Origin of the sequence: Paenibacillus sp. 37 (assembly GCF_008386395.1) — a bacterium.
GTDB lineage: Bacteria > Bacillota > Bacilli > Paenibacillales > Paenibacillaceae > Paenibacillus > Paenibacillus amylolyticus_B.
The window spans coordinates 1,629,409-1,644,851 of record NZ_CP043761.1; the positions used below are offsets into that span (position 1 = coordinate 1,629,409).

The window sequence follows — 15,443 nt, forward strand, 5'->3', positions numbered from 1 at the left end:
GTGATTATTGTTGGGTGAAGCCAGACAGATGTTGACGGATTACACCGTATATACGCTTTCCCGGAGACAACGAATGGTCTGTATGCTGATTAGTGGTCTGCTGTTTTTTGGCATCGGAATTCTGTTCTATCATCACTGGTTGGCTGGAGCGATCCTCGCTGCGGGTTGCATCTGGGTACCAAAACATTGGACTAAAGTGCTGTTGGAACGAAAAAGAATGACACTCAGTTTACATTTTAAGCAAGCATTATATGCATTATCTTCGGCGCTAGCCGCAGGAAAATCGGTGGAAAATGGATTCAAGGAATCCGTGGAGGATCTGCGGATGTTGAACCCGGAAGCGGATACCGATCTGATTCGTGAGTTCACGATATTGCGGACACGGATGGAGTATGGACAACCAATCGAAGAGGCGCTACAGGATTTTTCGGATCGGGCGCAGATTGAAGATATTACGAATTTTGCAGATGTGTTCATTACGTGCAAACGAACTGGCGGGGATCTGGTTGAGGTTGTGCGTCGTACCTCTGCGGTGATTGGTGAGAAGCTGGATATTCAGCAGGATATTATGGTCGCGGTATCGCAGAAAAAGTTCGAATCAAAGGTGATGTTTGCCGCTCCATTTATTTTTCTGATATTCCTCAATCTGACCGCCAAGGATTTTATGGAGCCGTTATATAGCGGGATGGGGTACCTCATCTCTAGTGGTGCATTGGCAGTACTCGCCTGCTGTTATCTGTGGATTAATCGCATTATGGATATCAAAGTATAAGGAGCTGAAACGATGCTGCTTCCCGTTATAATCGCAGGGATGCTCGGAGCGGGATGGCTGGTGCTGGATCGAACCCGGGGACAGACCTACCGGCATTTGCGCAAGCTGGATATGGAAGGATTACGACTGAAAAAATTGCATGGCCCCTTCCTGTTTATATTGGACAAGTTTGAGATTGGACGCAGATTGCCAGTACTCATGTTTCGGATGCAACATGCCATTCAGAAAATGTATGGCATACAGCACAGTGGAGAGAAAACGATGCTCTATTGCGCTGAAATGTTGACCTATACATGGCTCATGTTGCTGGTTGGCTGCCTGTTATCACTCGTTGGAGATATGGGCATCGGAGGTATGATGGGTGGGCTCGCGCTCGGTGCAGTGTTGCCTTTTGCGCTCTACAAAGATCTCAATACAAAGGTGCAGCGAAGAGACCAGGATATTCTTATGGAACTGCCTGAGCTGCTGAACCGAATTGTACTGCTGGTTGGCGCAGGGGAGACCGTGCAACGCGCTATCGTTCACTGTGTGACAAGCCAGGGGGAACGGGATCATCCGTTGTACAACGAACTTAGAAAGACGGTGGGAGATTGGAATAATGGTTACTCGTTTCAACAATCATTTGAACAGTTCAGCCGCCGCTGCGGTGTACAGGAAGTAACGATTTTTACGACAACGGTGCTGCTGAATTTCCGGCGTGGGGGAGGTGACTTTGTATTGGCGCTGCGGGATCTGTCACATGTGTTGTGGGAGAAACGCAAGGCTGTCAGTCGGGCGAAGGGAGAACAGGCTTCTTCCAAACTGGTGTTTCCAATGGTACTGATCTTTTTTACGATTGTGGTCATGATCGGGGCACCTGCTTTTATGATGATGAATATGTAGGAGGAATTGGGATGATGGAAATGTTAAAAAACAAGGTAAACGTATTTTGGGAGGAAGAGGACGGACTCGGCACGTTGGAGCTGATTCTGATTATCGGGGTTATTATCATTATTGCTTTGATTTTTAAAGACCAAATTAAAAAATTGGTAGAAAGACTGTTAACTAATGTGAGTAATAAAAGTAATGAATTCTTCGAATAACAAGTTCAAAAAGGAAGAAGGGAGCTTCACGGTTGAAGCCTCCCTGATCTTCCCTGTTGTGCTGTTTATTCTTGTGTTGTTGCTCTTCTTTACTATGTACATGTATCAAAAGACATTCCTGAATCAACACGCCTATGCAGCTTCCGAACGTGCAGCCTATAGCTGGGACAACAGCCACAAACAGGCGATGACAGGTGAATATGTTGCTGGAGAACATGACAATCTGTACTGGAGACTGACGGATGATCGTATGCTTGGAGCGCTGTTTGGTTGGGCGGGAGCGGATAATCAGGTTAACGTTTCTATACCTGCTGGTGAAGGCGGCAATCTCTCGGAACAGAAATTAGCACAAGCGGTGCAACATATGCCCTCAGCTATGAAAGGAACGATTGAGTATCAGAATTCTCTGATTCAGCGGAAAGTAACAACCAAGCTGGAACAAGTAATTTCTTTGCCTCTTCCTTCTTTTTTGTTCGATTCAGGTAACCGTGTACTGACCCAGGGATCGTCTGCAGTTGTTGAACCGGTTGAATTCATTCGAACTGTAGACTTAATCCGGTATTACGCAGCTAAGTTTAAAGGAAAAGGCGGTGCGGCGACCACTACAGCGGCAGAAGCCGGACAGGTTGTGCAGCATTTTGGCAAAAGCAAAAAGTGAGAAAAGGAGGAGGGCGGAGCTGTTTAGAAAAAAAGACGGTGAATTGGGAGCCGTAACCCTTTTTTTAATATTAATATTGGCCGGAGTTTATATGTTTGTCGCTATATTTATTGATTACGCTCGTATAGCGGCATTCAAGGTGCAGACCGAACGCATGACACATGCTGCGATGAGATCCGTCATGTCAGCCTATGACACATCACTCCGAGAGTATGGTTTATTCGGGTATGGTGACAGCAGTGGGGATGCGATTATGGCTAAAGTATTGAATGATAGTGTGAAGCCTTCATCTGTAAAAGATGGATTCCCCATTCTGGATATCCAGTGGGATACAACTTCGCTGAGCATGGAGCGTGAACTGGGCAGATACGATATATTTAATCGCCAGATTCAGGAGGATATGAAGTATCGGGCTCCGGTTGATTTTACCCTTGAAGTGATCAATCGGTTCAAACCGATATCAGACGAGATGAAGGAAGCCGCGCACACGGTAGACTTGCTGAAAAAATTACAGAAGTTATATGACAAACGTGAAGAACTACTGGACGAAGCCATTGCCAATCAGACGGAATCCGCGGAGAAGCTGAAGAATCTTCCAAAGTTAATCATGGACCCGCCTTCACAAGCTATCTATGAAGAAATGTTGGAAGAAACACCAGAGACAGCTACCGAGGCAGCAGCACGTTATGCAGATTATCTTAACAAGAAACAGGCAGATGAGGGACTGCCGTTCAGAGAGCAACAATACATATTGGAACTGGCTCGTTATCGGACTGGTGTTGGTAATGTGGTGACAGGCATCAGCATGATTATACAACCGGCGTTACAGGCCCATCAAACGAAGCTGGAGGAAGCACAGTCCAAAATCGAAGAAGCACGTAAGATCAATGAGGAAATGAAACGTGTGATCGCGGAGGGGGAGAACCGTTCGCAGAATGCCAGTTACGACAACGTGGGCAACTCGGATCTGCCTGGAACGAGTCCTGCATCTACTGGATTAGGCAGTGAAGCTAAAAGCACACGTTCCCTCGCCTCGGAGCTTGTGAGGGCGGATAGCCTATTTGATCAGTTGAAAGCACGTGTGGTTTCACAGAATTCGGACTTCTCTAACGTCAGAAGAGACAACATGGAGTTGAATAATCAGCTTCGCAGCGTTACGGGAATGAGTGGAGTTCCAATAAAACCGGCGGTCAGACAGGCAAGTCAGGTTACGGAACGATATATGGACACCTATGTACGTAGCGGTCCTGCCAATCTCATCCTCCAAAGTAAGCAGCAGCTGGAAAGTGGTCGTGGGTCGGATGCCCAGCGCAAAGCGAATGACAAAGAATCCAAAGGGAAATTGAAGGAAGTCAAACGAATCTTGTCGCAGATTCAGAATGGAAGTTCGGGTTCCATGGACGCTTTCAAACAATTGGAGGAATATTACAACGCTAATATTGCTTTTAACGAGGCTAGTCGTGAGGAAGCCAAAAAGGCAGAGATTGCTGGTGATCCCTATGACTCTGGTGGCGATGCCATGAAGGGAATGGACAGTTTGTTTGGCGGGATGTCCGGTCTGCTGGACAGTCTTGGCGACGAATTATTTCAGAATGAATATGCTTTAGCCTATTTCAACTCCATGGATTTTGGTCAGTTATTTACCTGGACTGAAGGTGGTGGAGATGCTGGTGATGTCTTCAAATTGGAGAATCAGGAACTGGAGTATATCGTCTACGGGTTTCATAATCCTCCCGGTAACATCGCTGCTGCATATGCGGAGATATTTGGGATGCGGCTGGCTATTCGGACGGCCGAAGGGTTAATTGAGTACAGCAAGCTTGGGAACCCACTGCTGGTATTATCGGCGGCAATCTTATACGGGATTACAAACGCCATCGCGGATATGGTGAAACTAGCAAAAGAGGGCAGTGTGGAATTGTCCAAGTATATCAAAGTCAAACTGACGTACAGGGACCATCTCCGATTGTTTCTATTGATGCACAGTAACAATGAACGCAAAATGTCCAGAATGCTGGCGCTAATTCGATTGAATACGGGTGTGAATCCGGATGAGAAACAGACGTACGCTTCGGGTAACATGCGTAGTAGCATCAAGCTGTGGTTTTTACCAGGGGTGGTTAGAAGCATAGGTGCAGTTATGGGTAGTGCGGATCAGGTTGAAGATGGGCGATTTTTCATTGAGCGGAAGGCGGATTATTCCTATTGAATGATCAGGATCGTTTCGGTGGAGGGATTATGGACAAGCAGCAACATTATGAAAAAGAAAGCGCACAAATGCAGACCCGTTTAATAAGAATAATCAGATTGCAGCGTTTGGAGTCTCTCAAAAAGCAGATATGTTCTCCGAAAAGGGAACAGGGCAGTATGGTTCTGGAAGCTTCACTGGTGTTACCTGTCTTTCTGTTCTTTATCATGTTTCTCATCTTCATAGTGCAGATGACTCTAATCTCCACAGCGTTACAAAGCACAGCGGGTGAAGCGGTGAAGCAGTTATCAACGAAAATATATCCCGTTTCCCTTGCATTCACACCTTCTGATTCTGCCGGAGGAGAAGGTTCTGGAGGGGGTTGGAAGATACCAGAGTTATCTCTGACGGAATGGGCAGAAGGTTATGCTTCTTCTCTACCCGAGCCATTAAGTGATTGGGTACGTTCAGCGGCGGCCAGTGGTGAACAGCCACTACAGGAGATCAAGACATCCGTCTTGGAAACCGTACTTGATCCCACGGTAAAACCGCTGCTTCAACCATTTATCGAGCCAACGCTGCTGAACATGGAAAGTGTTCATGTGAATGGTATTTCAATACCAGATCTCAAAAACAAAACAAATCCATATTTCCGACTTGAACTGAGTTATGAATTGCCTATAAAAGTCCCCTTTCTCAGTAAACCGCTTCGGATTCAGGCTGCTGCGGCAGAACGGGTATGGATTGGAGATACCGGAGAAGGATCGGATGGCAGTGCAGGAGACGGGGATACTGCGGGTTCAGCAACGGTACTGTCGAAGCCTGACCCGGCTTACATAGGCAACAATGCAACGATCAAGGTGAAGGTAGAACCAGGAGCGACAGCCAACTTAACGATATTTTACAAGTCAGGTGAAAGTTCTGCGAAGCACATCGGCTGGGCGAGCGCAGATGAGAATGGAATTATTGAATGGAACTGGTTTGTTGGTACTCGGACAACAGAAGGAACATGGAGTTTTGTTGTTGAGACAGGAGACGGTGCCAAGACGGAGACTACGTTTAATGTGGCCTCCAGGAAATAAGGAAGGGGATGATGGAGGTGGAGTGGTTCTACATTGCCTGTGGCCTATACATTATTGCAGCTTTTACTACTGACATTCGATCCATGAAAATTCCAAATCGATTGACTTTACCCGTGACTGTTGCAGGCGTATTGGCCCATATCATATGGGGAGGGTGGGATGGTTTCTTGTTCTCAGCCGCTGGATTTGCAGCAGGTTTTGGCATTTTGTTTCTGATGTATGCGATTGGGGCGGTAGGAGCAGGAGATGTGAAATTGTTTGGTGGGATTGGGGCATGGACGGGGTTTGCTTTTGGCATTCATGTGATTATTTACTCTGTTTTGTACGCGGGCGCAATTGGTCTAGTAATACTTCTATTCCGTAAAGATTCAGCAAAACGAATTCGAGGCATGGCAGGTAGTCTTGCAGGTTTTTTCATGCTCGGTTCGCTCAAGCTGGTAAATAAAGAGAAGACATTGAAATTTCCATTTATGCTGGCGGTGTTACCTGGATTTATCACGGTCCTTGTCTCAGGAGTTTTCCATTAAATGAAGGAGTAAAGAAATTTGGGAGTAACAACGGAAAGAGAGGATTGGCATGTATGGATTAACGAGAGATTTTATTCGTAACGGCGGAGCGTTCATGGTTTTGGAGAAAGGTGACGGGTTACGAATGGAGGAATTGAGCCGGGTACAGATGGGGATGTTATCCTCCAATCAAATTCCGCGACTTCTTCCTGTTCATATTCGGGAAGTCGATCGAAATGTAACTTTGCAGTACGACATATCAGGGTACAAGATGTTATCCCAGATGTTAAAGTCAAGCAAAATCAAGTTGCGTGTTCTGTATGGTTTGTTGTTCCAACTAGCTGATGCTTTCACGGAATGCCGGCAATATATGCTGGAGCCTCGTAAATTATTGATCCAGGAAGAGTACTTGTTCTTCAAAGGTTCATTCGAACAGGGCGAGCTTGGGATTGTATATGTACCGATCATGGATACGGTTGAAGTTGATCGAACGCCTCAGCAATTCCGTGAGCTGGTGATCAGGCTGATGGCACATGTGCAGGAACTGCAGGGAGAAGGCATTCAGCGTGTTCTGCAGTTATGTGACAACGAGCGCTGGGATATCAGACAGTTGCGCGAGCTTCTGCTGGAATTATACGCTGACGAGCAAGAGAATGGAGGAGGCGCAGCATTTCTCTCGTACAGAACTTCGGAAGCACCCAATGATTCAAGAGGTGATCTTCATTCGTCGATTTCTGAGCGAGATAGCAGGCTAGTCACTGGTTCTTCTCGGCCATATCAACCCGGTCCTCCCGTTCAAAATGCTAGTGTGGGGACTGGGCCAAATTTCCTTCAGCCGCAGAAAACGAGTGAATCCGAGGTTGAAGACATTCCGGTGAGATCTCGAACCTTTTCAGGCAGGCGCTCACCTGAGCAATCTTCATTAGAGAGCTCAAACGACATGGATCAGGGACGAAGTAACCCATATGATTCGATAGAGCGTGTTGATATGGAGGTGGAGGAAAAGCCTGGTTCTTCAAAAGTAACCTATATCATATTGGGCTGCATGGTTGCCATGGCATTGGTATGGAGATTTATTTACATGGAGCAACCGGGACAGACGCAGATGATCCTGTGCATGGTACTCAGCCTTGGCTTGTTTGGTGTAGCAGGATGGACGTGGAAGCGTAAGGGAAGCACTCATAATGACTCAGAGAATAAGCGGTCTTTTTCATTCAGTTTAGGTAAGAACAAAGGCAAGCAAACGGAAGAGGACGAGGAACAATTTCAGGAAAGTTGGCGCTGGAATACAGCTGATAGGAAAGAGGAACGCATAAACAAAACGGTTGCATCCGCCTCAGAAGGTGGTAGCGAGCATTCCCGTTTTCAAAGTCTACATATGACACCTGAACACTCTGATCCACCGTTCGTTCAGCGCCATGTGGAAACGGTAGCTTCAACTTCAGAGCTAATTCGACAGAATGCAATTGCGGAGGCAACCGTGAATTTGCAGAATCTGAGTGGAGGAATTGTTACAGGGGCAGGCCCGGTATTGCCATCATTTTATCTTGAACGAAGATCTGGCACCGGTGACCAACATGAACGGATGGATGTGCAGGGAGCATCTTTTGTCATCGGAAGATCAGCAGATATGGTTCAGTGGGTCGATACAGCGACCGGTGTGTCCCGTGCTCATGTGGAATTGAGCCGGAACAAATCGGGCTATGTCATTAAGGATCTGGGTTCAGTGAATGGGACCATTCTTCAGGGTAATATTCTTGCTCCGTATAAGGAGTATCCCTTGGCGGATGGAGACACATTTACACTAGCGGAATCTGTTTACACTTATCGGTCGGTTGGATAAGGCATAGTTCAATCAGTCAGATAAGCCGCGGTGCTTCAGATCTTCCAGTGCCTGGGTTAAGGTAGGGAAAGTGAATTGAAATCCGTGGTCGAGAGCTTTTTGCGGAATGACTCTCTGCCCCTGAAGCAGAACAACGGATAGTTCACCAACTAAGGTTTTAATTAAGAAGCTGGGTACAGGGAACCAGTGAGGGCGATGATACACCTTGCCCACTGTGCGTCCGAATTCATCATTGGTGACAGGGTTCGGGGAGGAAGCATTGACCGGACCTGACACTTGTTTATTTTGAATGCTAAAATCAATGAGTCTTACGATATCCATAATGTGAATCCAGCTAGTCCATTGCTTGCCACTGCCGATCTTGCCACCAACACCCAGCATATAAGGAAGTTTCATCAATGGAAAAGCACCTCTTTTATGTCCAAGAACCAGACTTACCCGGATTTTAACGAGTCTTACATTTTTGATTGCATCTGCAGCGACTTCCCATTGTTCCGAGACCCGGGACGGGAAATTCATGGATTTTTGCGGACTGCTTTCGTCAAAGGTTTCGTTAGGAGAGGTTCCATAGATGGCCATGGCAGAAGCCTGAACGACCACTTCCGGCTTTTGTTCCAGGGATTCTACCAATCGGGCTACCCGCGCTACGGTCGTGACCCTGGATTCAACAATTTCCAGCTTCGCCTTGGTTGTCCAACGTTGATTCAGCGTTTCTCCGGCAAGGTTAACGAGAGCGTCCATACCTTCCAGCAAGTGAGGTTGTTCTTCGACTTGTTCCCACGATATATATGTAAGATTTTTACTTGGATTATGCAAGTCAGGCAGTTTACGTGTAATAACTTTCACATGGTGCCCGGCTTGCAGCCAGTAATCTACAAGTGCTCCTCCCACAAATCCGGTACCTCCACAAATGGCAATTTTCATATCAAACATCCTCTCTGTATTTTCACTGCGCTGATATATACCGTTGGATCGACAAACAGCCCCGTACGGTAAGCACTGCCTGTTGGGAACAACCTACCTGACGGAGCATATCTGTATTTATTTAACCAAATCTATATGCCACTTAACTCATCTTTTATTTTATTTAATCAAATGTTGATAAGGGGAATAATCGATTTTGTTTTTCTCCAAAAATTTGACCAAAAACTTATTATCCCGCTTCGGTGTGGCAATAATGTATCCTTTGATGCAATGATCTCTCGATACTTCTGTGGCATTGTCTTCAACTGCAATCTTACCGATCTCTGCAGCAATGGAATGTTTGGCGATGTCTCGAAATGGCCCGGGAACAGGCTCCACTAGTTGATCCAAAAAAGCTTTGGCTTCATCTGTCCATAAGTGACGGCTGGTTTCAACCCAATAGTTTTGCCAATCCAGTTTGGACTTGCCGTCTGCTTTTGGTAGCACTTTCAAAAACTTGCGCATCATGAAGAATCCACCGATACACATGCTGCCAAGCAATAAAAAAGTCCAGAATGCGATTGTATTCATAAACCAATTGCTAGGGGAATTGCTGGTCAGTATCATCGCGTAGGAGTCGAAAATCATTGCGGAGTCACCTCGGTTCATTGATTTTCACGGAAAGACGGATTCCGCCTACCATGTTCCACATATTAGCTGTAAAAAATAGCCTCTATCCCGAATTATAACGCATTTCTAGATTTATTTCGATAATCGCGTTAGAATAAGGGATAATTCAGATTAAGGGGGATCAATAATGCTGAAAATCGGCTCCCACGTGTCCTTTTCGGACAAGGGATTATTGAGTGCAACGAAGGAAGCGTCCTCGTACGGTTCCAGTTCGTTTATGATATATACGGGTGCACCACAGAATACACGTCGCAAGCCAATTGAATCCATGTATATTGAAGAAGGCAAGCTTGCCATGCAAGAGGGTGGAATGGAAGATATCGTTGTCCATGCACCGTACATTATTAATCTTGGCTCATACAAAGACAACACGTATAGACTCGCTGTAGATTTCCTTCAGGAAGAGATCCGTCGTACACATGCCATTGGTGTCAAAAACATCGTATTACATCCCGGTGCTTTTACAGATAAAGATGCCCACTATGGAATCGGACGGATCGCAGAAGGGTTGAATGAAGTGCTGGAAGGTGTGAAAGAGACAGATGTGAACATCGCTCTGGAAACCATGGCTGGCAAAGGTACGGAGATGGGTCGCAGTTTCGAAGAGATCGCCCAGATTATCGAGAAAGTAACGTATAACGAACGCCTGACTGTGTGTATGGATACATGCCACATTCACGATGCCGGATACGATATCGTTAACGATTTTGACGGTGTATTGGAACAATTCGATCGCACTGTAGGACTTGACCGCATTGCCGTAATGCATATTAATGATAGTAAGAATGCTGTGGGTGCGCACAAGGACCGTCATACTCCAATTGGCTCTGGCTGGATTGGGTTTGAAGCGATTAACCGCATTGTTAACCATGAGAAGCTTCAAGGACGTCCATTTATTCTGGAGACACCTTGGATTGGCAAAGAGGCCAAGACACAGCGTCCAATGTATGAGGTGGAGATTGCGTTGCTTCGTGGGGATGTTGCTGGTCGATTCGGCCAGGAATTCCTGACAGAAGTAGAACAATTGCAACATTTTTTCAAAGGTAAAGAGATCGAGTCCCGTTCGTATATTCTGGATGTGTGGACGTTGCTCAAAAATGATGCCAAAGCCAAAAAGGCAGACCCGCGCGAACCGCTGGAACGCCTCTATGACATGGTGACTGAAGCTGCGTTGTTCCCACATTTGAATGAAGAACAACTGAATCATCGCTTGATTGCATGGCTTGCGGGTTAACCCCGCAGGTCATGGCTTAATTGAAGGAGGAAGAATAACCCGATGGAGATCCACGCTAAACAAGTACGCCCTGATTCTAAAAACCGCGCCGACCGTGCGCGCATGCTCATTTCCTGTCCGGATGGTCCAGGAATTGTAGCTGCGGTATCTCATTTCCTGCACCAGCATGGTGCGAACATTGTTCAGTCGGACCAGTACACCATGGACCCTGCTGGCGGCATGTTCTTTATGCGAATTGAGTTTGATCTTCCGCAATTGTTGGTCAATTTGCCGAAACTGGAAGCTGATTTTGCAGAAGTGGCAAGCCGTTTCCAAATGGAATGGACGTTATCTGCGGTTAGCCGCAAGAAGAAACTGGCTATCTTTGTATCCAAAGAAGATCATTGTCTGGTTGAATTGTTGTGGCAATGGCAGGCAGGCGACCTGGATGCAGATATTGCGCTTGTGGTCAGCAACCATCTGGACATGAAGGATTATGTAGAATCATTTGGCATTCCATATCATCATATTCCGGTTACAGCAGATACCAAAAAAGAAGCGGAACAGCGTCAACTCGACGTCATCGGCAACGATGTGGATGTGATCATTCTGGCTCGTTACATGCAGATCATCTCTCCAATGTTCATTGAGCACTATCGCAATCGAATCATTAATATCCATCATTCATTCCTGCCAGCCTTTGTGGGTGGTAAACCGTATGCACAAGCGTATAACCGTGGTGTCAAAATCATTGGTGCGACAGCGCACTATGTTACGGAAGAACTGGATGGCGGACCAATTATCGAACAGGACGTGCAGCGTGTAAGCCACGGGGACGATGTAACCGAGCTGAAGCGTATCGGACGTACCATTGAGCGTGTTGTGCTTGCACGTGCCGTGAAATGGCATGTCGAAGACCGGGTTCTCGTTTATGAAAATAAGACGGTCGTATTTTAAGTTTACACTTTAATACTGTGCAAGGTTGATTCGGAACCACATAACAGATTGAGAAAAAAGCGACCCCATTCGTTTACGAACGGTGAGTCGCTTTTTTCGCGCTTATATACTTTCCGCACAAGTCGAGCACAATACCGAATAGCAGATGACCGATTACCCAGTAGAGAATGGCTGTTATATCGTAAAGGTTTGGTACACGTGAAGATAGTTGAGAGAGCGGGATATAGAGCAGGGACGATCCAGCACCAAGCAAGATTCCTTTGAACATCGGGTGACCAGAATGCCTTACCCACCATAGATAGAAGATGCCAATGAACACGGACACGAAGAGATGCAGAGAAAATTCAATGATTTCGGGTAAGGTTGGCGGAAGTCCAGGTACAAAATCAATATTCAGAAGTAAGGTATATACCTTTTCACCAGTGTAAAGCTGAATTATTTTGAGGAATAATCCAAGGACAACTCCGGAAACCATACCTGTTAAAATGCCAGAGATCCAGGGTAATGAACGATTTGAGTACCCAGTAGGGTGAGCAGCAGGTACAGACATGATAACAACCTCCTATGATTGATGCTTACTTTGAAAAGTAAACCACAGTCCCGCTTTCGAATCCATATTCAGGATATGTTATGTAAATTTAACTTGAATATCTAAAAAGTGTATGGTTTTCGTGTTAAAGGTTATACTTCATCCGATGGATTTGCGAGGCTTAATAGGTCTGTTTATGGAATTTAATGCCTTGTTCTGGTACGGTTTTTGCTTGATTGGCAAGGGATTATTCATCACAAACAACCAATTTTTCACGAACTTCTGAAAGAAGGTTATGGAAAAGCTTCACGCCAAGTGATACAATACAAAAGTGAATAAGTCAAAATGAAACACTCAAGCGGATTCACTTATTGTGAAATTCGGTTTGCTTGTATGATGAGAGGGATTCGCTTGCGCACCCGACTTATCTAAAGACATGAGGAGGACAAACCATGACTGACAAGAACGAAGCGATTCAAAAGGACGAGAACACTACAATCGACAACCTGTCGATTACGACCGTACGTACTTTGGCGATTGATGCAATTGAGAAGGCAAATTCCGGACATCCCGGTATGCCTATGGGCTCCGCTCCAATGGGGTACCAACTTTTTGCAAAAACGATGACTCATAACCCGGACCACCCAACTTGGGTTAACCGGGACCGTTTTGTCCTGTCTGCAGGACACGGCTCCATGTTGCTGTACAGCTTGCTGCACCTGAGCGGATATGATCTTCCAATGGAAGAACTGAAACAGTTCCGTCAATGGGGAAGCAAAACTCCGGGTCACCCGGAATTCGGACATACTGCAGGTGTTGATGCAACTACCGGCCCACTGGGTCAAGGTATTGCAATGGCTGTAGGTATGGCGATGGCTGAAGCTCAACTGGGCGCAACTTACAATAAAGACAAGTTCAACGTAGTTGACCACTACACTTACGCAATCTGTGGTGATGGTGACTTGATGGAAGGCGTATCTCATGAATCAGCTTCCCTGGCTGGACGTTTGCACCTGGGCAAACTGATCATGTTGTTCGACTCCAATGACATCACGCTCGATGGTAAATTGGATCTGTCTTCTTCCGAAAGCATCGCGAAGCGTTTTGAAGCTTATGGCTGGCAAGTGCTGCGCGTTGAAGATGGTAACGATCTGCCTGCAATTGAAAAAGCAATTCAGGAAGGTCAAGCAGATACGCTGCGTCCTACACTGATCGAAGTTAAAACGGTTATCGGTTATGGTAGCCCGAACAAACAAGGTAAAGGCGGCCACGGCGGTACTCACGGATCTCCACTGGGTGCAGACGAAGCCAAATTGACTAAAGAGTATTACAAATGGGTTTATGAAGAAAACTTCCACGTACCAGCTGAAGTTCGCGATCACTTTGCACAAGTGAAAGATCGTGGTATCTCTGCTAACAAAGCTTGGGACGAGAAATTTGCCGAGTACAAAAAAGCATTCCCTGAGCTGGCAGCTCAATTCGAAACAGCGATTAACGGCGACCTTCCAGAAGGATGGGACCGTGATCTTCCTAAATATGCAGCAACAGACAAAGCCCTTTCCACTCGTGTAGCATCCGGTAACGCTCTGAACGGTCTGGCGCACAACGTGCCACAACTGACAGGTGGATCTGCTGACTTGGAAAGCTCCACAATGACTCACTTGAACAACCTGGAGAACTTCACACCTGAAGATTACTCCGGCCGTAACATCTACTTTGGTATCCGTGAATTCGGTATGGCTGGAGCAATGAACGGTATGGCACTGCACAGTGGTGTGAAAGTATTCGGAGGTACGTTCTTCGTATTTACCGATTACCTTCGTCCGGCTGTTCGTTTGGCTGCCCTGATGGGATTGCCTGTAACGTATGTTCTGACTCACGACAGTATCGCTGTTGGTGAAGACGGTCCTACGCACGAACCGATCGAGCAATTGGCATCCCTGCGTATCATTCCTAACCTGACGGTTATTCGTCCGGCTGATGGTAATGAAACTTCGGCTGCTTGGGCTTACGCGCTTGAGAACAAGAGCAACCCGGTTGCACTCGTACTCACTCGTCAAAACCTGCCGATCCTGGAAGGTACGGTTGAAGGTTCACGTGAGAACGTGAAACGTGGTGCTTATGTTGTCTCTGATGCAAAAGATGGCAAAGCGGTAGCACAAATCATCGCAACAGGTTCTGAAGTGCAATTGGCTGTTAAAGCTCAAGCAGCACTTGCAGAACAAGGCATCCAAGTTCGCGTAATCAGCATGCCAAGTTGGGATCTGTTCGAGAAACAAGACAAAGCTTATAAAGAGTCCGTTCTTCTTCCGGATGTTAAAGCTCGTCTCGCAATTGAAATGGCTTATCCAATGGGCTGGGAGAAATATGTTGGCGATCAAGGTGACATTCTCGGAATCAGCACATTTGGTGCTTCCGCGCCTGGCGACCGTGTTATCCAAGAATATGGCTTTACAGTGGATAACGTGGTTAGCCGCGTAAAAGCATTGCTGTAATAGAGGTTGTTCAAAAAGTCTGCTTTTGATTACGAAGGATGCCTCACGGCATCATAAGCGCTGCTATGGTTGGGATAGCATCATGCTGTCCTGATCCATGGCAGCAAGTTATTTCCGCAGAATATGGGCGATAAATGTTATCGCCCTGATCTGTTTTGCCTTTTGTTTTCATTAACTTCAGGGGAGCGGGTACGCATGTCACAATTCGATCAAGTCAGTGTAGTGAAAGAGGCCAACATTTATTATGATGGTCAGGTAACCAGCAGAACAGTTATTTTGGGGGATGGCAGCAAAGTGACTCTGGGCATCATGCTTCCAGGCAGTTATGAATTCGGTACGGATTCCCGTGAAATTATGGAGATTCTGTCCGGAGATCTGAAAGTATTGCTTCCCGGAGAAGAAGAGTGGCAAGAGATTCAAGGCCAAGCTACGTTCCACGTGCCTGCCGAATCCAAATTTAAACTGGAGATACGCAGCGTTACTGACTACGTCTGCTCGTACCCGGCGGAATAACATAAGAAGGGT

At 46.3% G+C, this 15,443-nt stretch carries 15 protein-coding genes; 12 read left to right on the forward strand and 3 right to left on the reverse strand.

The features are described 5' to 3' along the window. Window positions 1–28: 28 nt before the first annotated feature. From F0220_RS07225 to F0220_RS07260, 8 genes are read left to right on the forward strand one after another with little or no spacing between them, the layout of a single operon-like run. On the forward strand, window positions 29–772 hold the full coding sequence (locus tag F0220_RS07225) for a type II secretion system F family protein (RefSeq protein WP_091016179.1): 744 nt from the start codon (window positions 29–31) through the stop codon (window positions 770–772). 12 nt (window positions 773–784) lie between these two features. Beyond that, window positions 785–1,654 carry a type II secretion system F family protein gene (locus tag F0220_RS07230; protein WP_149846389.1) on the forward strand — a complete coding sequence of 290 codons (870 nt, stop codon included), beginning with the start codon at window positions 785–787 and terminating at the stop codon, window positions 1,652–1,654. 11 nt (window positions 1,655–1,665) lie between these two features. Then, a complete protein-coding gene (locus F0220_RS07235) occupies window positions 1,666–1,854 on the forward strand; it encodes a Flp1 family type IVb pilin (protein WP_149846390.1) in 189 nt (62 codons plus the stop codon). Beyond that, window positions 1,838–2,512, forward strand: a complete 675-nt coding sequence (locus F0220_RS07240; RefSeq protein WP_149846391.1) for a TadE/TadG family type IV pilus assembly protein — start codon at window positions 1,838–1,840, stop codon at window positions 2,510–2,512. Before F0220_RS07235 ends, F0220_RS07240 begins: the two co-directional genes overlap by 17 nt. Continuing rightward, entirely contained in the window at window positions 2,493–4,721 is a 2,229-nt protein-coding gene (locus tag F0220_RS07245) for a hypothetical protein (protein ID WP_223199875.1), read from the forward strand. The genes F0220_RS07240 and F0220_RS07245 overlap by 20 nt, the downstream gene beginning before the upstream one ends. Window positions 4,722–4,750: 29 nt before the next feature. Then, entirely contained in the window at window positions 4,751–5,782 is a 1,032-nt protein-coding gene (locus tag F0220_RS07250; RefSeq protein ID WP_149846897.1) for a pilus assembly protein, read from the forward strand. An 11-nt stretch (window positions 5,783–5,793) separates the two neighbouring features. Continuing rightward, window positions 5,794–6,309 (forward strand): A24 family peptidase, encoded by a 516-nt coding sequence (locus F0220_RS07255; RefSeq protein ID WP_105597722.1) that lies wholly within the window; start codon window positions 5,794–5,796, stop codon window positions 6,307–6,309. A gap of 49 nt (window positions 6,310–6,358) precedes the next feature. Continuing rightward, window positions 6,359–8,131 carry a DUF6382 domain-containing protein gene (locus F0220_RS07260; protein ID WP_149846392.1) on the forward strand — a complete coding sequence of 591 codons (1,773 nt, stop codon included), beginning with the start codon at window positions 6,359–6,361 and terminating at the stop codon, window positions 8,129–8,131. Between the two features lie 12 nt (window positions 8,132–8,143). Here the strand turns inward: F0220_RS07260 and F0220_RS07265 are convergent, their stop codons facing one another. After that, complete coding sequence (locus tag F0220_RS07265; RefSeq protein WP_105597724.1) at window positions 8,144–9,055, reverse strand: TIGR01777 family oxidoreductase; 912 nt, start codon at window positions 9,053–9,055, stop codon at window positions 8,144–8,146. 159 nt (window positions 9,056–9,214) lie between these two features. Next, window positions 9,215–9,682 (reverse strand): DUF2621 domain-containing protein, encoded by a 468-nt coding sequence (locus tag F0220_RS07270; protein ID WP_179198465.1) that lies wholly within the window; start codon window positions 9,680–9,682, stop codon window positions 9,215–9,217. 169 nt (window positions 9,683–9,851) lie between these two features. Between F0220_RS07270 and F0220_RS07275 the strand changes: the two genes are divergently transcribed. Together F0220_RS07275 and purU are read left to right on the forward strand one after the other, a co-directional pair. Next, window positions 9,852–10,958 carry a deoxyribonuclease IV gene (locus F0220_RS07275; RefSeq protein WP_149846393.1) on the forward strand — a complete coding sequence of 369 codons (1,107 nt, stop codon included), beginning with the start codon at window positions 9,852–9,854 and terminating at the stop codon, window positions 10,956–10,958. Between the two features lie 42 nt (window positions 10,959–11,000). After that, window positions 11,001–11,894, forward strand: a complete 894-nt coding sequence (gene purU, locus F0220_RS07280) for a formyltetrahydrofolate deformylase (protein WP_091015277.1) — start codon at window positions 11,001–11,003, stop codon at window positions 11,892–11,894. Between the two features lie 73 nt (window positions 11,895–11,967). Here purU and F0220_RS07285 read toward each other — a convergent pair whose 3' ends face one another. Then, window positions 11,968–12,444, reverse strand: coding sequence for a hypothetical protein (locus F0220_RS07285; RefSeq protein WP_149846394.1), 477 nt, complete (start codon window positions 12,442–12,444; stop codon window positions 11,968–11,970). A 431-nt stretch (window positions 12,445–12,875) separates the two neighbouring features. Here F0220_RS07285 and tkt point away from each other — a divergent pair, with 431 nt between their 5' ends. Next, window positions 12,876–14,918, forward strand: coding sequence for a transketolase (gene tkt, locus F0220_RS07290; RefSeq protein ID WP_036610788.1), 2,043 nt, complete (start codon window positions 12,876–12,878; stop codon window positions 14,916–14,918). A gap of 195 nt (window positions 14,919–15,113) precedes the next feature. Beyond that, window positions 15,114–15,431 (forward strand): pyrimidine/purine nucleoside phosphorylase, encoded by a 318-nt coding sequence (locus tag F0220_RS07295; RefSeq protein WP_017689983.1) that lies wholly within the window; start codon window positions 15,114–15,116, stop codon window positions 15,429–15,431. Window positions 15,432–15,443: the final 12 nt, after the last annotated feature.

Excerpts from the sequence above, each read along its gene's own strand:
- F0220_RS07225 (WP_091016179.1), top strand. The coding sequence starts at position 29 with ATGTTGACGGATTACACCGTATATACGCTTTCCCGGAGACAACGAATG.
- F0220_RS07230 (WP_149846389.1), top strand. The coding sequence starts at position 785 with ATGCTGCTTCCCGTTATAATCGCAGGGATGCTCGGAGCGGGATGGCTG.
- F0220_RS07235 (WP_149846390.1), top strand. The coding sequence starts at position 1,666 with ATGATGGAAATGTTAAAAAACAAGGTAAACGTATTTTGGGAGGAAGAG.
- F0220_RS07240 (WP_149846391.1), top strand. The coding sequence starts at position 1,838 with ATGAATTCTTCGAATAACAAGTTCAAAAAGGAAGAAGGGAGCTTCACG.
- F0220_RS07250 (WP_149846897.1), top strand. The coding sequence starts at position 4,751 with ATGGACAAGCAGCAACATTATGAAAAAGAAAGCGCACAAATGCAGACC.
- F0220_RS07255 (WP_105597722.1), top strand. The coding sequence starts at position 5,794 with ATGGAGGTGGAGTGGTTCTACATTGCCTGTGGCCTATACATTATTGCA.
- F0220_RS07260 (WP_149846392.1), top strand. The coding sequence starts at position 6,359 with ATGTATGGATTAACGAGAGATTTTATTCGTAACGGCGGAGCGTTCATG.
- F0220_RS07265 (WP_105597724.1), bottom strand. The coding sequence starts at position 9,055 with ATGAAAATTGCCATTTGTGGAGGTACCGGATTTGTGGGAGGAGCACTT.
- F0220_RS07270 (WP_179198465.1), bottom strand. The coding sequence starts at position 9,682 with ATGATTTTCGACTCCTACGCGATGATACTGACCAGCAATTCCCCTAGC.
- F0220_RS07275 (WP_149846393.1), top strand. The coding sequence starts at position 9,852 with ATGCTGAAAATCGGCTCCCACGTGTCCTTTTCGGACAAGGGATTATTG.
- purU (WP_091015277.1), top strand. The coding sequence starts at position 11,001 with ATGGAGATCCACGCTAAACAAGTACGCCCTGATTCTAAAAACCGCGCC.
- F0220_RS07285 (WP_149846394.1), bottom strand. The coding sequence starts at position 12,444 with ATGTCTGTACCTGCTGCTCACCCTACTGGGTACTCAAATCGTTCATTA.
- tkt (WP_036610788.1), top strand. The coding sequence starts at position 12,876 with ATGACTGACAAGAACGAAGCGATTCAAAAGGACGAGAACACTACAATC.
- F0220_RS07295 (WP_017689983.1), top strand. The coding sequence starts at position 15,114 with ATGTCACAATTCGATCAAGTCAGTGTAGTGAAAGAGGCCAACATTTAT.